We start from the raw sequence: 15649 nt of genomic DNA, 5'->3' as shown, positions 1-15649 counted from the left end.
CCATGTCCCTCCCGCCCGGCGGTCGCCTCGCACAGCTGACCCACACGGTGGTCGTCCGTGCGGCGGCGCTCGCCGGGCGGGTGGGTCCCGACGAGCTGGCCGCCGTCCTCTACCGGTCCGGGGGGAGCGCGGTCGACCCGCGCCGGGACCCGCGCTGGCCGCACCACCTCGTCGGGCTGGCCGAGCGGGCGGCCTCCGGGATCGACCGGTACGACCGGTCCCGCGCTGAGCACTGGAACGGCTGGACGACCCCGGGGGTGGAGACGTCCGCGCAGGTGCACAAGGTGTACGTCAGCCCCACGGTCACCTGCCTGCCCGACGCGCTGCCGGTCGTCTTCGCGACCGCGACCGCCCTCGACGTGCCGTCGTGGAAGGTCGGCGCCGATGCGGCCGGGCTGCACCGGCCGGACAAGATCGTGCTCTACCTCCCGTCCGCGCCGCGCGCCGACGTCGTGGCCGACGCCCTCGCCCACGCCCTCGACGGTTTCGACGCCCAGGGCGTGCCCTTCACCGGGCAGGTCGGCGCGACGGGCATCGTGTCCCGGGGGCAGGACCGGGACGGCGAGAGCTGGCGCGCCGTGGTGTGCCGCGCGGTGGCAGGAGCGCTCGGCGAGCACCGCGTGCGGCTGGGTCCGGACGCAGCGCCCGGAGCCGTCGCGGACGACGCGCTGGCCGCGCTCGCGGACGCGTACGACGTGGTGACCTGGCGCCCCGGCACCCACCGGCGGGTCCCGGCATGAGCGCGCCCGAGGTGCGGTACCTGCTGCACCCCGACGTCGAGGCCGTGCCGATGCCGGACCAGGACGAGGTGCTCGTCGCTCGCCGCGGCAGCCGCGTCCCGCCGCAGCTGATCTCCAGCGACGCGATGGCGCTGCTGACGCGCTTCCGGGAGCCGTCGACGCTGGTCGACGCGGTCCTCGCGTACAGCGCGGACGTCGGGACCGACCCGATGGTCACGCTCGACGAGGCGTTCGCCGTCCTGGTCGCCCTGACCCGCACCGACATCCTCGTCGCGGACGGCACGGCGCCCGCCCGGTCCCTGGAGGACCGGCGCCGGGTCGGTGAGCTGGTCGGGCCCGCGACGATCACCGGACGCATCCGCGTGCTGCGGGACAGCGAGATCTGGCGCGGGGTGCTGGCGGACGGCACGCGGGTCGTCGTGAAGGTCGTCGACGACGAGCACCAGGGGCCGGGCCTCGTGTCCCGTGAGCTCGCGGCGCTGAGCAGGCTCGACGGCTCCGTCGCACCGCGCCTCGTGTGGCACGAGCGGTCGTCGACCGGGGGGACGCTCGTGCTCGACGAGGTCGACGGCGACCCTGCCGACCTCGCGACGCTGGTGGCCGACGCCGACGGGCGCCGCCGGATCGCGACGGCCGTGCTCGACGCCTACGTCGCCCTGCACGAGCGCGGCGTCCTGCACGGAGACGTCCACCCGGGGAACGTGCTCGTCGGCGCCGACAGCAGCGTGGCGCTGGTCGACTTCGGCCTGGCCGGCACCGCGACCGAGGCGCCCCCGCGGCCCGGCGGGGGCGAGTACCTCGACCCGGCCACCGCGGCGGCCCTGCGGACCGGCGCCCCCACGCCCGCGCTGGACGCGTCCGCCGAGCAGTACGCCGTCGCGGCCGTGGTGTACCGGCTGCTGACCGGTGCCGCCCACCTGGACCTGGCGTGCGAGCGGGCCGAGGCGTTGCGGCGGATCGTCGAGGACCGGCCGCGGCCGTTCGTCGCGGTCGGGGCGGCACCGTGGCCGACGGGCGAGCGGGTGCTGCGCCGCGCGCTGTCCGCCGACCCGCAGCGCCGGTACCGGTCGGTGCGGGCGCTGCGTGACGCCTTCGTCGGGGCGGCCGCGCAACCGGGCACGGGTGCCCCGGACCTCGGCGACGCCCTGGCCGCGCTCGATGTCACCGGCTCGGTGTGGGCCACCGCCGACGACGCCCGCGCGGCGCACGTCGCCTGGTTCGCCGGGCGCGTCGCGACGCTCACGGGCGACCCGTTCGCGTACGACCTCGCGCTCGTCTGGGCGAGCCGCTGCGGCCACGCCGCGCCGCCTGCGCCCCACCCGCGCAGCCCGCTCGCCCGCGCCCACCGCGCGCTCGCGGCGCACGCACGGACCGGTCGGCCGGCCCTGCTGCGGGTGGCCCGGGAGATCGCCGACCAGCTCTGCGCGCAGGCCCGCGCCCCCGAGCCGGTCGACGTGCTCACGGGTGCGTGGGCAGGACTGCTCCTGGCCCTCGAGTGCGAGACGCCGGCCCTCGCGCTCGCCCCGGGCGACCTCGACGGGTGACCGGGGTGGCGGCGACGTCCGGACAGCCGACCTGGATACCCTCGCGAGATGCCCGCCAAGAGCACGCGCCAGGCGCGGTACGCCCGCCGTCGCCAGCGGCGCATGGCGGCCGTCGAGCACGACCTGCTCCCCGAGCAGTGGGCGGCGCTGACCGCCGCGTGGGGTGGCTGCGCGTACTGCGGGGTCACGGACAAGCCGCTGCAGCGCGACTGCGTGCAGCCGATCTCCCGCGGCGGCCGGTACACGCTCGGGAACATCGCCCCGGCGTGCGGGCCGTGCAACGCGAGCAAGTGCAACGACGAGGTCACCGGGTGGCTGCGGCGCAAGCGGCTCGACGAGCGCTCGTTCCTGGAGCGGCACGTCCGGATCCAGGCGGAGCTGGCCGAGAGGTTCAGGCCAGGGTGAGCTTCTCCAGCAGCGTGCACGAGAAGTCGGCGAAGTCCCGCCGCCCGACCGCCCGGAACCCGTACCCCTCGTAGTAGGCGCGCAGGACCGGGTTGGTGGTTCGGCAGTCGAGCCGGAACAGGTCCACCCCGGCGTCGCGTCCCCGGGCAGCCGCCCAGTCGAGCAGCGCCGTGCCCAGGCCGCGGCCGGCCGCGCGACGGTCGACCATCAGGCCGTGCACGTAGACCGCCGGGGTGGGGTCGTCGCCCCAGAAGTCGGGGTCCGACCACAGGAGCCGGACCGTGCCGACGAGCCCGAGCGCGTCGTCGTGCACCACGTGGAACTCGCCGGCGTGGACCCGGGCGGCGACGCGCTCGCGGGGCAGCGACCCCTGCGGCCACTGCACCGTGCCCTGCGCGGCCATCCAGTCCTCCAGGGACCGGCGCAGCGCATGGATGTCGTCGACGTCAGCAGCGGTCGCGAGCCGTGGCGGATCGAAGGTCACCGGGAGAAACTACCCGCCGGAGGTCGGTCGCTCGCTAGGGTCCGAAGATGGGTGCGAGGCGTCGCCGCTGGTCGGACCGGGTGCCGATCGTCGAGGTGCTGCGCACCTACGACCGGCGCTGGTTGCGCGCCGACGTGGCCGCCGGGATCGCGGTCGCGGCGTTGATCGTCCCGAAGAACCTCGGATACGCGGGGATCGCCGGGATCCCGCTGCAGAACGGTCTGTACGCCGCCGCGGCCGGCGCGATCCTCTACGCGATCTTCGGCACCAGCCGGCAGATCTCGACCGGCCCCAGCTCCGGGCTCGCCGCCGTCGCCGCGAGCGCGGTCCTCGCCGTCGGCCTCACCGGTGCGCAGGCGGCGCCGTTCGTCGCGGGGATCACGCTGGTCTCGGGCGTCGTGTTCCTCGTCCTCGCGGTCCTGCGCATGGGGTGGATCGCGCAGTTCCTCTCACGGGCCGTCGTGACGGGGTTCCTGTTCGGCGCGGCCATCGACGTCGTCGTCGGCGAGCTGCCGAAGATCACCGGGACGAGCGCCGAGGGGGCGACCCCACCGCAGGAGCTCTGGTCCTGGCTCGGGACGCTGGGCGACGTGAACCGCGCGACGGTCGTCGTCGGCGTGGTCGCGCTCGGGACAGTGTTCGGGCTGCGCCGGGTCGCGCCGCGGGTGCCCGGGGCGCTCGTCCTGGTCGTCGGGGGACTGCTCGCCACCTGGCTGTTCGACCTGGGGGAGCGCGGGGTCGCGCTGGTCGGCGACGTGCCCCGAGGGCTGCCGTCGGTCGAGGTGCCCGACGTCGCCCTGCTGCTGGACAACGTCGCGACGGTCGCCCTCGCGTCCGTGGCGCTGGTGATGATCGGGTTCTCGCAGACCGCCGGGGACGCGCGCACGTTCGCGGCGCGGCACCGGTACCGCGTCGACATCGACCAGGAGTCGTTCGCGCAGGGCGCCGCGAACGTCGGGGCGGGGCTGCTCCAGGGCATGCCCGTCTCGACGAGCCTGTCCGCGAGCTCGCTGAACGACCGCACCGGTGCGCGCTCGCCGGTCGCGTCGCTGACGTCCGGCGTGATGGTGCTGCTCACGCTGGTGCTGCTGGCGCCGCTGTTCTCCGGGCTGCCCACGGCGGTGCTCGCGGCGATCATCATCGAGGCCGTCGTGATGGGGATGATGGACGTGGCCTCGCTGCGCCGGCTCGCCCGGGTGCAGCGGTTCGACTTCTGGATCGCGATCGTCGCGCTGGTCAGCACCGTGCTCGTCGGCGTGCTGGCGGGGGTGCTCGTCGGGATCGGGCTGTCGCTGCTGTGGCTGATCTCGGTGACCACCCGACCGTCTCTGCCGCTGATGGTCCGGGAGCGCGGCACGCAGGTGTTCCGCGAGCTCGGGGAGCACGCCGACGACGAGCCGGAGCCGGACATCGCGGTGATCCGCATCGACGGCGGCCTGTTCTTCGCCACGGCCGACGCTCTCGAGGACCGCGTGCGCGAGGTGTCCGAGGCGAACCCCGGGCTGTCGGCGATCGTGATCGACTGCGGGGCGATCACCATCGTCGACGCCCAGGGCGCCGCGACCCTGCACGAGATCCTCGCCCTGGCGCAGGACCACGGCGTGACGGTGCGGCTCGCCCGGGTCAAGCCGTCGGTGCGCGCGACGCTCGCTCGCGACGGGGTCGTCGACCGGCTGGGCCCGGACCGGCTGCACGGCAGCGTGCACCGCGCCGTCGAGGCGCACCGCGCGCAGGCGGCGGGGGACTCGTCGGACCCAGGCCCGTCGGCTGCTCCGGCGCCCTAGTCGCCCGCGATGACCTTCGCCTTGGCCTCGGCGTACTCGACGTCGTCGAGGTGCCCGTCGCGGTGCAGCTGGCTCAGCCGCTCGAGTCGGCTCGTCACGTCGACGGGAGGTTCCGGCGCGACGTAGGACGCGGTGGCCTGCTCCTGGCGGGTCCGCTGGAACGCCTCGCCGCCGTCCTTCGCGGCGGTGACGGCGCCCTTCCCGGCCTCGACGGCACCCTTGGCGATCGCGACGGAGGTCTCCCCGACGACGACGACCGCGGTGGCGCTCTTCGACGTCAGCGAGCTCTTCGTGGTGTCGCTCACGGGCAGCTTGCTGATGCCTGCGGCCATCGCGCGCTGCAGGTCCTTGGCCATGCCGAGGCGCCGGAGCCGCTCGTCGATCGGAGCCTTGCTCTCCGAGGGGGCGTCAGAGGGACTGTCGAAGGGATCGTCAGTGGACACAGGGGACCTCCGTGCTCGTCGTCGGTCGTCCATCCTCCACCACACGGGCGCCGCGCGTTCGCCGAGAGGCGAAATCGGCCACCCGGTCGAGCGGACCGGCCTCGCCGTCGACCCCCCGTGCTAGTGTCCGCGTGAGGACGACTTGACCATTCCATGACCTTCGTTGATGACCATTGAGGACGCGGGCGAACCGCCCTCTGCGCCGAGCTGGACGTGAAGGACGACGATGACCGACGCAGCCCCCCTGCAGCCCCCCGCACCCCAGTCGGTGTTCGCCCTCGAGGCGCCCGCACCGGTCGCGCCGGTCGCGACGACGGCCGCCCCCGCGATGGCGCCGCAGATCCCCGAGGCCGCCCTGCCGGGGCTGGACGCCAAGGTCAACGCGTACGTCGACGGGCTCATGGCCGCCCAGATCGGGTCGCCGGAGATGGCCGGCAAGGCGGACGACATCCGCCTCATGGGCGACTCCGACATCCGCGCGGCCGCGGACACCTCCAACCGGCTGCTCCAGATGCCCGTCAAGGAGCTGCGCGAGGGCGGCGTGTCCGGCACGTCGCAGGTGAGCAAGTCGCTGCTGGACCTGCGCAAGACGGTCGAGAGCCTGGACCCCAGCGAGGCCACCATCGGCAAGAAGCTGCTCGGGCTCATCCCGTTCGGCGACTCGCTGACCGACTACTTCCGCCGCTACGAGAGCTCGCAGAAGCAGATCGACGCGATCGTCCGCGCGCTCTACAACGGGCAGGACGAGCTGCGGAAGGACAACGCGGCGCTCAACCTGGAGAAGCAGCACCTCTGGGACACGATGGCCCGCCTGCACCAGTACATCTACGTCGCGGAGTCGCTGGACACGCGGCTGGCGACGACGGTCGCGGAGCTCGACGCGACGGACCCGGCGCGCGCGAAGGCGCTGCGCGAGGACGTCCTGTTCTACGTGCGCCAGAAGCACCAGGACCTGCTGACGCAGCTGGCCGTCTCGATCCAGGGCTACCTGGCGATCGACATCATCATCAAGAACAACATCGAGCTCATCAAGGGTGTCGACCGGGCCACGACCACGACGGTCGCCGCGCTGCGCACCGCGGTCATCGTCGCGCAGGCGCTCAACAACCAGCGGCTGGTCCTCGACCAGATCACGGCCCTGAACACCACGACGACCGGCCTCATCGCGTCGACCGCCAAGATGCTCAAGGAGCAGTCGGCGGGCATCCAGGAGCAGGCGGCGCAGGCCACGGTCGGCCTGCCGCAGCTGCAGCAGGCGTTCTCGGACATCTACGCGACCATGGACTCGATCGACACGTTCAAGGTCAAGGCGCTCGACTCGATGGCGACCACCATCGGGGTGCTCGAGACCGAGACGACGAAGGCGCGCTCCTACCTCGACCGGGTCAAGCGCGCGGACACCACGGACGTGGCCAGCGGTTCGCTCGACCTCGGCACGAGCTGAGCTGGACCTGAGCAGGCACAGGTCGGGTAGGCGTCACAGATGAGCTGGATCGCACGCCTGCTGGGGCGGCGTCAGGAGCCCGAGGTCCCGTCGGCACCTCCTGCGCCGACGACGGCCGAGATCCTCGCGTCCGCGCACCAGGTCGAGCAGCTGATCGCCGGCAAGGTCCCGGCCGCGGTGACCGCACGCGTGCTGCGGATCACGCGGACCGTCGACGACATGGCCCCGCGCCTCGACCGGCTCGGCGCCGGCAGCCGGCAGGCGCACACCGTCGTCGCGACCGCGACCTCCTACCTGCCCGAGGCCGTGGGCGGGTACCTGCGGCTGCCGCGGGACTTCGCCGACCGCCGCGTCGTGTCGAAGGGGAAGACGTCCCTGATGGTGCTGTGCGACCAGCTGGACCTGCTCGGGGTCACGCTCGACAAGATCTCCGACGCCGTCTCCCGCGAGGACGCCAACGCCCTCGTGGCGCACGGCGCGTTCCTCGCCGAGAAGTTCGGTGGCTCGACCCTCGCGCTGGCCCCGGAGGCCGGCCTCGACACCCCGCAGGTGGAACGGCCATGACTCTCGCTGCTGCTCTGGACGCCCTCGCGACGGTCGGCTCGACCGCGGGGCTCGACCGTGCCGCGGTCCGGGACGAGGGTGCGCGGCTCGCGGCCGCCGTCGCGGAGTCGGTCCCCGGGGCGGCCACCGGCTGGCTCGAGGCCGTCGGCGCACCGGACGCGACCTTCGGGGCCTTCTTCGCGGCGGCGTCCAGCGCACGCCGCTGGCGTTCCGCGCCGACCGACCTGCTGACCGGCCTCGTCGGCACCCCGCACGCCGAGCCGTACGCCGCGGCGCTCGCCGACGTGGTCTCGGCCGCGTGCGACCTCGGGCCGGCCCCGATCGACGTCATCGCGCGCGCCTCGTCGACCGCCGCGGTCCAGCGCGCCGCGGTGCACGGCCCGGTCCCGGCGGCCCCCACCGAGCTCCCCTCCGCGTTCGACCTGCCCCGCGTCGACCTGTCGGCGTTCGACCTCTCCTCCCTCGCCCTGCCGCCGCAGCCCGGCGCCGGGGAGCCGGGCCTGGTACCGGTCCACGGCGGTGTACCCGCGGGAACCACGTTCGTTCCTGGGGAACCCGAGGAGAAGCCCGCCAAGACCCTGGAGGAGCTCCTCGCCGAGCTCGACGCCCTCGTCGGCCTGAACCGCGTGAAGGCCGAGATCCGGCAGCAGACGCAGCTCCTGCGCGTCGAGCGCCTGCGCACCGAGGCCGGGCTGACCGCGCCGACCCTGACCCGGCACCTGGTGTTCCTGGGCAACCCCGGGACCGGCAAGACGACCGTCGCGCGCCTGGTCGCGGGGATCTACCGGGCGCTCGGGCTGCTGTCGAAGGGGCACCTGGTCGAGGTCGACCGCTCCGAGCTCGTCGCCGGGTACCTGGGACAGACGGCCGTGAAGACGTCGGAGGTCGTCGCGACCGCGCTGGGCGGCGTCCTGTTCGTCGACGAGGCGTACGGTCTGGCCGAGGACCAGTACGGCGCGGAGGCCGTGAACACGCTGGTCAAGGACATGGAGGACCACCGCGACGACCTCGTGGTGATCGTCGCCGGCTACCCCGGGCCGATGGCGACCTTCCTCGCCACCAACCCCGGGCTGGAGAGCCGGTTCTCCACGACCGTCGAGTTCGACGACTACACGGACATCGAGCTGCGCGAGATCTTCGCCCGCGCCGCGGCCAAGGCCGACTTCGAGCCGACCCCCGAATGCCTGGCGCGGTTCGAGGAGCTGGCGTCGCTGCAGATCCGCGACGAGGGCTTCGGGAACGGTCGGTACGCGCGCAACGTGCTGGACCAGGCGATCACCAGGCACGCCTGGCGGCTGCGGGACGTTGAGCAACCGACGGTGGACCAGCTGCGGCTGATCCTCCCGGAGGACCTGGTCCCGGCGGCCGACGACCCGGTGCCCGGGGAACCGTCGACCAGCGAGCCCGAGAGCACCGACGAACCGTCGCCGAGCGAACCGTCGACCAGCGAGCCCGAGAGCACCGACGAACCCGAGAGCACCGACGGACCCGAGCGGGTCGTCGGGCCCGACGAGCACGAGCACATCGAGGAGTCCGCGTGACGCAGACCATCGCCCCGTCCGCGGCACCTCCGGCTGCGGTGCCGTCCACGGCGACCGCCCCCGTGCACCGGACCGGCCTGCGCGGCGCGCTGAGCCGCACCCCGGGACGCCTGCGCGTCGCTGGGGTCGTCTCGGTGCTCGCCGCCGCCGCGGTGGGCGTCATCGGCCTGAACGCCGGCCTCGCGCAGTCGCAGGCCCTGTCGGACGCCGACGCGGACACCACGCAGCTCGTCGGCATCCAGGACGTCCGCAACGACCTCGTGGTCGCCGACGCCACCGCGACGAACGCGTTCCTGGTGGGCGGTCTGGAGCCGCCGGAGCAACGTGCCCGGTACGACGAGGCCGTCGCGTCCGCCGCGAACGGGCTCGCGCAGCTGGCCGGGTCCAACGCCGCCGACGCCGAGCTGCTGGGCCAGGCGACCGCCGGGCTGACCACGTACACCGGGCTGGTCGAGCAGGCCCGCGCCAACAACCGGCAGGGTTTCCCGGTCGGTGCCGCCTACCTCGACCAGGCGTCGTCGGTCCTGCGCACCGACGTCCTCCCGCAGCTCGACGAGCTCGTGCAGGCCAACAGCGACCGGGTCGACGCGTCGTTCGACTCCGTCGCGTCGGTGCCGTGGCTGCTGGCGCTCGGCATCCTCGCGCTCGCGGTGCTCGTGGTGGTCCAGGTCTGGCTGGCCAAGCGCACCCACCGGCGCCTCAACGCCGGGCTGTTCTGGTCCACGGTCCTGGCGCTCGTCGCGACGATCGCGGGGGCGTTCGTGCTCGGCTCCGCGGCCGCGGAGGCGGGCGACGCGCGGTCCGGCCCGTACGACGCGACGGTCTCGGTGTCCCAGGCGTACTCGCTGGCCAACGACGCCAAGTCCCAGGAGTCGTTCACGCTCATCAAGCGCGGCTCCGGGGCGACGTACGAGGAGCAGTTCGTGCTCAAGACCGACGAGGCGCGCGAGCTGCTCCTGCGTCCGACGGTCGACATCGAGCTCGTCGGCCTGCTGGACGACTGGGTCGCGTCGCACCAGGAGATCCGCGCGCTGGACGACGGCGGCCGGTGGGACGACGCCGTGGCCCTGGCGATCAGCGAGGAGCCGGGCGCCCCGAACGACCTGTTCCAGACGTTCTCGACGGCGGCGTCCAGCAGCCTGGAGGCCAGCGCCGCGCAGACGCACGACGCCCTGTCCGGCTCGGGCGGCTCGTCGGTCCTGGTCGGTTGGCTGATGCTGGTCGCGGGCGTCCTGGCGGCGGTCCTGTCCTGGCGCGGCATCTCGAAGCGAGTGGAGGAGTACCGGTGACCACGACCATGACCCGCAGCGTCGGTGCGACGCTCGCCACCCTCGCCCTGCTCGCCGGCTGCGCGGGGGTACCTGCCGCCGCCCCCGCGGCCCAGCAGCGGGCGGCGGCTTCCGTCGACCTCCCGGCGACGCTCCCGGCCGCGACGGTGTGCGACGACTCGTTCGAGTCCACGATGTCCTACGCCCCGGGACCCGGCGGCGGGTCGGTGCAGGCCATCCGCGACCGCGGCGCCCTGCACGTCGGCGTCTCGGCCGACACCCTGCTCATGGGCTCGCGCAACCCGCTGTCGGGCCAGATCGAGGGCTTCGACATCGACATGCTGCAGGCCGTCTCGAACGCGATCTTCGGCGACGCGCGACCGCTGCAGTTCCGCGTGATCACGTCGGCGCAGCGCCTGGAGGTCCTGGAGGCGCACGAGGTCGACGTGGTGGCCCGCACGTTCACCATGAACTGCGAGCGCTGGGAGACCATCGCGTTCTCCGCGGAGTACCTGACGGCCGGGCAGAAGGTGCTGGTCACGCGCGACTCGGAGGCGCAGAGCATCGAGGACCTCGAAGGCCTCGGCGACCAGCGTGTCTGCGCCCCGGAGGGCACGACGACCTTGGAGCGGCTCCAGGAGACGTACCCCGGGGTCGAGGCCGTCGCCGCCCCGACGCACACCGGCTGCCTGGTGCTCTTCCAGCAGGGCAAGGTCGAGGCCATCACGGGCGACGACACGATCCTGGCCGGGTTCGTCGCGCAGGACCCGTACGCGAAGGTCGTCGGTGAGCCGTTCAGCGCCGAGCCGTACGGCATCGGTGTCGCGGCCGACCAGGTCGACCTCGTGCAGTTCGTCAACGGCGTGCTCGACCAGGCCAAGGCGGACGGCTCGTGGGCGGCGTCCTACGACCGCTGGCTCGCCGCACTCGGCCCTGCTCCCACGCCGCCGGTCTCGGTGTACGGCCGGTGAGCGGACCCGACGCGCCTGAGGCGCCCGGCAGGCTCGGTGAGCCGATCCCCGCACCGCAGCTCCTGCGGTACCTCAGCGGGCTGGAGGCGTGGCTGGCGCACCGCCGTGCGGAGCTGGACCGGCTGGACGGGGCCGCGCAGGCGTCCCCGGCCTCCGAGAGCTACACGGACGACGTGCTGCTCGCGCTGACCATGTGGCAGGCGATCCGCACGCGTACCGACGAGCTGGTCGCGGTGTGGGACTCGGGCCGGGCGGACGCGGTCGACCGGGAGAAGATGTCGCAGCTCGTGTGGGGGCGTCTGGACTCCGGTCTGGGGGCGGCGCTGGTGTCCCTGGTCGAGGCCGTGACGTTGTGCGACGCGATGATCTCCCAGGTCCGGGCGCGTCTGTCGTTCGACCCGGACACGGCCGACCAGGCGTCCCGGCTGCGCGGGCTGCGTGCGGGGCTGGTCCGCGCGGAGGACCTCGCGGGCGTCGACTCCGCCGCACGCGAGCTCGTCGCGACGCTGCGGGCACGCGAGCAGAAGCTGGTCGCGCAGGCGGCCCGTGGCGCCGACATCTCGGGCCCGCTGGCCGAGCTCGAGGCGCGGGCGGCGCTCGCGGAGCGGGACCTCATCGTGCAGGTGTCGCAGCGGCGCACGCTGGAGAAGGGCCGTGCCGACGCGCGGGCCACCATGGCGGCGCTGGAGCTGCGGGAGCCGACGCTGCACCAGCTGGCGGAACGCTGCCGCCGCGAGATCGCGCACCCGCCCCGGCTCGCGGTGCCGGACGTGTCCCGCCTGGGCGAGGTGCCGGGGACGCGCACCGAGCTCGACGCGTTCGTGGACCGGCTCGCGGCCGTCGGCCGGGCGTTCGACGCCGTCGCCGACGCCTACAGCGCCCCCCTGCGCGAGCGGGCGGAGCTGCGCTACCGGTTGGAGGGGGCGCGGGCAGCGGCCGACGCGAACGGTCGCAGCTCCTCCCCGACGGTCCGTTCCGGGTACGACGAGGCGCGTGAGGTCGTCGCCCGGACACCCTGTGACATCACCCTGACCCGCTTCCTCGTGGAGCAGTACGAGTACCTCACCCGAGACCTGCCCACGGTGGGTCAGGAGGGACGACGATGATCGCCTGCACCGAACCGGGCTGCACCGGTACCTACGAGGACGGCTACTGCAACGTCTGCGGCTCGCCGCAGGCCGCGACGGCCGGAGGGGCCGCACCGGCATCCGCGACCTCGCTGCTCGGCACCGGGGTGGCCCAGGCGAGCCCGGACCGCTCCGCCGGGGCGACGGATCCCGACGCGGAACGGTCCACCCGCACGGGCCGGACCAGCTCGAGCCGGCTGGCGACGGCCGCGCTCGGGTCGGCGCGCACGGCGGCGACCGGGGGCTCGCGGCCGACCCGTCGGGTCGGCACGTCCTCGACCCGGCTGCGCGGCGCGCGCCTGGGCGCCGGTCTCACGACGGTGCCGGCCGCCCCGGTGCAGGACCCGCTGCAGGCCGTCATGGCCGTCGCCGAGGTGCCGGAGCGCAAGCGCTTCTGCCCGGCGTGCGGGGCCGAGGTCGGCCGGTCGCGCGACGGTGTGCCCGGCCGGACGGCCGGGTTCTGCCCGAAGTGCGGCAACCGCTTCGACTTCACGCCCTCGCTGAACCCGGGCGACGTGGTCGGCGGCCAGTACGAGGTCGTCGGCTGCCTGGCGCACGGTGGCCTCGGCTGGATCTACCTGGCACGGGACCGCAACGTCTCGGGCCGCTGGGTCGTGCTCAAGGGCCTGCTGAACTCCGGGGACCCGGACGCGTACGCGGCCGCGATCTCCGAGCGGCAGTTCCTGGCCGAGGTCGAGCACCCGCTGATCGTGGAGATCTACAACTTCGCCATGCACGAGGGCGCCGGCTACACCGTCATGGAGTTCGTCGGCGGGCGCTCGCTCAAGCAGATCCTGCAGGACCGTCGCGACGCCGCCGCCGGGGTGAACACGCCGCTGCCGGTGGACCAGGCGCTCGCGTTCGTGCTGGAGATCCTGCCCGCGTTCGCGTACCTGCACGACGTCGGGCTGCTGTTCTGCGACTTCAAGCCGGACAACGTGATCCAGCAGGGCGACGCCGTCAAGCTCATCGACCTCGGCGGCGTGCGCCGGATCGACGACCTGGACTCCGCGATCTTCGGCACGGTCGGCTACCAGGCGCCCGAGGTCGCCGAGGTCGGGCCGTCCGTGGCGTCCGACATCTACACGATCGGTCGCACCCTGGCGACGCTGGTGCTCGACTTCCGCGGCAACACGAGCACCTACGTGGCGTCGCTGCCGGCCGTCGCGGACACCCCGGTGTTCCAGACGTACGACTCGTTCTACCGGCTGCTCGCCAAGGCGTGCGCGCTCGACCCGTCGGACCGGTTCGCCACGGTCGACGAGCTGCGCGCCCAGGTCCTCGGCGTGCTGCGCGAGGTCGTCGCCACCGACCGCGGACCGGGCAGCCCCGCGCTGCACTCGGCCGCGTCGGTCCTGTTCGAGGCGCCGACGTCCGACGAGGCCGGCCACCCGCTGGCCTGGGACCAGCTGCCCGCGCTCAAGGTCGACGCGAGCGACCCGGCGGCGAGCTGGCTGGCGGGGGTCAACGTGAGCGACCCGGTGCAGCGCATCGCGGCGCTGGCCGACGCGCCCCAGGAGACCGTCGAGGTGCGCCTGCGCCGGACCACCTCGGCGATCGAGGCCGGTCAGCAGGACATGGTCGACCGGACGATCGCGCAGATCCTCGAGGACGACCCGTGGGAGTGGCGGGCGGCCTGGCTCGGCGGGCTCGCGCAGCTGAGCACCGACGACCCGGTCGCGGCGCGCGCGTCGTTCAACGCCGTCTACGGCCAGGTGCCCGGCGAGCTGGCGCCGAAGCTCGCGCTGGCCACCGCGTGCGAGCTGAGCGGCGAGCCGGACATCGCGGAGTCGCTCTACATCATCTGCGCGCGCTCCGACGCCAACTACACGGCCCCGGCCGCGTTCGGGCTCGCCCGCATCCGCCGCGCGCGGGGCGACCTGCGCGGTGCGCTCGCGGCGCTCGACCTGGTGACCGCCACGCGCAGCTCCTACGTGGACGCCCGCATGATGCGGGCGCAGATCCTGGCCACGTCGAGCGGCGACCTCACGTCGCTGTCCGACGCGCTCGCGAGCGTGCAGACCGTGTCCATCGAGCCGCGTGTCCGGGCCGCCCTGCGGGTCGACGTGCTCGGCTCGGCGCTCGCGGTCGTGCTGGACAAGGGCCCGTCGACGACCGTCCAGGTCGGCGGCGTGCCCGCGCAGGAGCCGGAGCTGCGCGACGCCCTGGAGGCGGCGCTGCGGGAGTCGGCCGTGCTGAACGAGAGCCACGACGAGCGGATCGCCCTGGTCGACCAGGCCAACACGGTCCGTCGGTGGACCACGTGGTGACCTGCGCGGCCTGCGGCACGATCGCCGAGGACGGCTCGACGTTCTGCGAGCACTGCGGCGCACGTCTCGAGGCGACGACCGCACCCGCACCGGCGGCCGTCGTCGTGCCGGACGAGCCTGCGACACCCCCGGTCTGCCGGGCGTGCGGCGGCACGATCGCGGACGACGGCTACTGCGAGAGCTGCGGCGAGAAGGCCGTGAGCGAGCGTGACCACTGGAGCGAGCTCCCGTCCGCGCTGGTGGGCGGGGTCAGCGACCGCGGGCGGCGCAAGAGCCGCAACGAGGACGCGATGGCGCTGGCGCTCAGCGGGACGACCGCCGTCCTCGTGGTCTGCGACGGGGTGTCGAACGTCCCGGACTCCGACATCGCGAGCCTCACCGCGGCCCGCGCCGCGCGGGACGTGCTGGCCACGGGCCAGGCGGGCAGCACCGTCGGTGCGTGGTCGGCGCTCCTGGTCACCGCCGCGGCTGCGGCCGACCAGGCCATCGCCGACGCCGTCGGGGACACGGCCGAGCGTGCCGAGCCGCCGTCGTGCACGTTCGTCGCCGCGGTCGTGGACGGCCCGACGGTCGTCGCCGGCTGGCTCGGGGACTCCCGGGTGTACTGGCTCCCCGACGAGGGCGCCGCGCACCAGGTCAGCGTCGACGACTCCGCGGCGAACGAGATGATCGCGCGCGGCGTGCCCCGGGCCAAGGCGGAGGCGTCGCGCGAGGGCCATGCCATCACGCGGTGGCTCGGGCCGGACGCCGAGACCGTCGTCCCCGGCACCGGCACCACGCGCGCGCGTGGAGCCGGCTGGGTGCTCGCCTGCTCGGACGGCCTGTGGAACTACTGCTCCGAGGCGACCGACGTGGCCGCGCTGGTCCAGCGCACGGTCGCGCAGGTGGGCACCGCTCCCGACGTCGTCGCCGCCGAGCTGGTCCGCTGGGCCAACGAGCAGGGCGGGCACGACAACATCACCGCGGCGCTGGCCCGCGTCGCAGCACCCGTCGATACTGTCCACACCGACGAGGCCGTACCGGCCGACACCGCCGACGCGGCACAGCCCGCACGCTGATCGAGG

Annotated in this window: 14 protein-coding genes; 12 read left to right on the top strand and 2 right to left on the bottom strand. The window is 74.1% G+C overall.

The features are described 5' to 3' along the window. The first annotated feature begins 2 nt into the window (after positions 1-2). The 3 genes from ASF78_RS18420 to ASF78_RS18410 are packed head-to-tail and all read left to right on the top strand — an operon-like array spanning position 3 to position 2689. Positions 3-740 carry a hypothetical protein gene (locus ASF78_RS18420; protein ID WP_056593026.1) on the top strand — a complete coding sequence of 246 codons (738 nt, stop codon included), beginning with the start codon at positions 3-5 and terminating at the stop codon, positions 738-740. Further along, entirely contained in the window at positions 737-2284 is a 1548-nt protein-coding gene (locus ASF78_RS18415) for an AarF/UbiB family protein (protein WP_056593023.1), read from the top strand. The genes ASF78_RS18420 and ASF78_RS18415 overlap by 4 nt, the downstream gene beginning before the upstream one ends. Before the next feature lie 48 nt (positions 2285-2332). Next, positions 2333-2689, top strand: coding sequence for an HNH endonuclease (locus ASF78_RS18410; RefSeq protein ID WP_200940658.1), 357 nt, complete (start codon positions 2333-2335; stop codon positions 2687-2689). Here ASF78_RS18410 and ASF78_RS18405 read toward each other — a convergent pair. Then, positions 2676-3173: a GNAT family N-acetyltransferase gene (locus ASF78_RS18405; protein ID WP_056593020.1), complete on the bottom strand. Its 498-nt coding sequence runs from the start codon at positions 3171-3173 to the stop codon at positions 2676-2678. The genes ASF78_RS18410 and ASF78_RS18405 overlap by 14 nt on opposite strands. A 47-nt stretch (positions 3174-3220) precedes the next feature. On the opposite strand from ASF78_RS18405, the gene ASF78_RS18400 reads away from it, so the two are divergent. Next, the gene (locus ASF78_RS18400) at positions 3221-4957 is read left to right on the top strand and encodes a SulP family inorganic anion transporter (RefSeq protein WP_056593017.1); all 1737 of its coding nucleotides are present in this window, start codon (positions 3221-3223) and stop codon (positions 4955-4957) included. Here the strand turns inward: ASF78_RS18400 and ASF78_RS18395 are convergent. Beyond that, positions 4954-5400, bottom strand: a complete 447-nt coding sequence (locus ASF78_RS18395) for a hypothetical protein (protein WP_156374234.1) — start codon at positions 5398-5400, stop codon at positions 4954-4956. The genes ASF78_RS18400 and ASF78_RS18395 overlap by 4 nt on opposite strands. A gap of 226 nt (positions 5401-5626) precedes the next feature. On the opposite strand from ASF78_RS18395, the gene ASF78_RS18390 reads away from it, so the two are divergent. Genes ASF78_RS18390 through ASF78_RS18355 form a run of 8 tightly spaced genes read left to right on the top strand, consistent with a single transcriptional unit; the run spans position 5627 to position 15643 of the window. Then, positions 5627-6844, top strand: coding sequence for a toxic anion resistance protein (locus tag ASF78_RS18390; RefSeq protein ID WP_056593010.1), 1218 nt, complete (start codon positions 5627-5629; stop codon positions 6842-6844). A gap of 39 nt (positions 6845-6883) precedes the next feature. After that, positions 6884-7408, top strand: coding sequence for a hypothetical protein (locus ASF78_RS18385; protein WP_056593007.1), 525 nt, complete (start codon positions 6884-6886; stop codon positions 7406-7408). Beyond that, positions 7405-8949 carry an AAA family ATPase gene (locus ASF78_RS18380; RefSeq protein WP_056593003.1) on the top strand — a complete coding sequence of 515 codons (1545 nt, stop codon included), beginning with the start codon at positions 7405-7407 and terminating at the stop codon, positions 8947-8949. Before ASF78_RS18385 ends, ASF78_RS18380 begins: the two co-directional genes overlap by 4 nt. Further along, entirely contained in the window at positions 8946-10238 is a 1293-nt protein-coding gene (locus tag ASF78_RS18375; protein ID WP_056593001.1) for a hypothetical protein, read from the top strand. The genes ASF78_RS18380 and ASF78_RS18375 overlap by 4 nt, the downstream gene beginning before the upstream one ends. Continuing rightward, positions 10235-11188, top strand: a complete 954-nt coding sequence (locus tag ASF78_RS18370) for a glutamate ABC transporter substrate-binding protein (RefSeq protein ID WP_235518698.1) — start codon at positions 10235-10237, stop codon at positions 11186-11188. The genes ASF78_RS18375 and ASF78_RS18370 overlap by 4 nt, the downstream gene beginning before the upstream one ends. Then, positions 11185-12294, top strand: coding sequence for a hypothetical protein (locus ASF78_RS18365; RefSeq protein ID WP_056592994.1), 1110 nt, complete (start codon positions 11185-11187; stop codon positions 12292-12294). The genes ASF78_RS18370 and ASF78_RS18365 overlap by 4 nt, the downstream gene beginning before the upstream one ends. Then, positions 12291-14585 carry a serine/threonine-protein kinase gene (locus ASF78_RS18360; protein ID WP_056592989.1) on the top strand — a complete coding sequence of 765 codons (2295 nt, stop codon included), beginning with the start codon at positions 12291-12293 and terminating at the stop codon, positions 14583-14585. Before ASF78_RS18365 ends, ASF78_RS18360 begins: the two co-directional genes overlap by 4 nt. After that, positions 14570-15643, top strand: a complete 1074-nt coding sequence (locus ASF78_RS18355) for a protein phosphatase 2C domain-containing protein (protein WP_056592979.1) — start codon at positions 14570-14572, stop codon at positions 15641-15643. Before ASF78_RS18360 ends, ASF78_RS18355 begins: the two co-directional genes overlap by 16 nt. Positions 15644-15649 lie beyond the last annotated feature (6 nt).

It is taken from the genome of Cellulomonas sp. Leaf334, assembly GCF_001424195.1.
In the GTDB taxonomy this organism is placed as follows: Bacteria; Actinomycetota; Actinomycetes; order Actinomycetales; family Cellulomonadaceae; genus Cellulomonas.
Note: the sequence above shows the minus strand (reverse complement) of the source record. Positions and strands in the feature narration are given on the sequence as shown.

Coding starts and splice junctions, on each gene's coding strand:
- ASF78_RS18360 (WP_056592989.1), top strand. CDS start 12,291: ATGATCGCCTGCACCGAACCGGGCTGCACCGGTACCTACGAGGACGGC.
- ASF78_RS18380 (WP_056593003.1), top strand. CDS start 7,405: ATGACTCTCGCTGCTGCTCTGGACGCCCTCGCGACGGTCGGCTCGACC.
- ASF78_RS18410 (WP_200940658.1), top strand. CDS start 2,333: ATGCCCGCCAAGAGCACGCGCCAGGCGCGGTACGCCCGCCGTCGCCAG.
- ASF78_RS18400 (WP_056593017.1), top strand. CDS start 3,221: ATGGGTGCGAGGCGTCGCCGCTGGTCGGACCGGGTGCCGATCGTCGAG.
- ASF78_RS18390 (WP_056593010.1), top strand. CDS start 5,627: ATGACCGACGCAGCCCCCCTGCAGCCCCCCGCACCCCAGTCGGTGTTC.
- ASF78_RS18385 (WP_056593007.1), top strand. CDS start 6,884: ATGAGCTGGATCGCACGCCTGCTGGGGCGGCGTCAGGAGCCCGAGGTC.
- ASF78_RS18415 (WP_056593023.1), top strand. CDS start 737: ATGAGCGCGCCCGAGGTGCGGTACCTGCTGCACCCCGACGTCGAGGCC.
- ASF78_RS18420 (WP_056593026.1), top strand. CDS start 3: ATGTCCCTCCCGCCCGGCGGTCGCCTCGCACAGCTGACCCACACGGTG.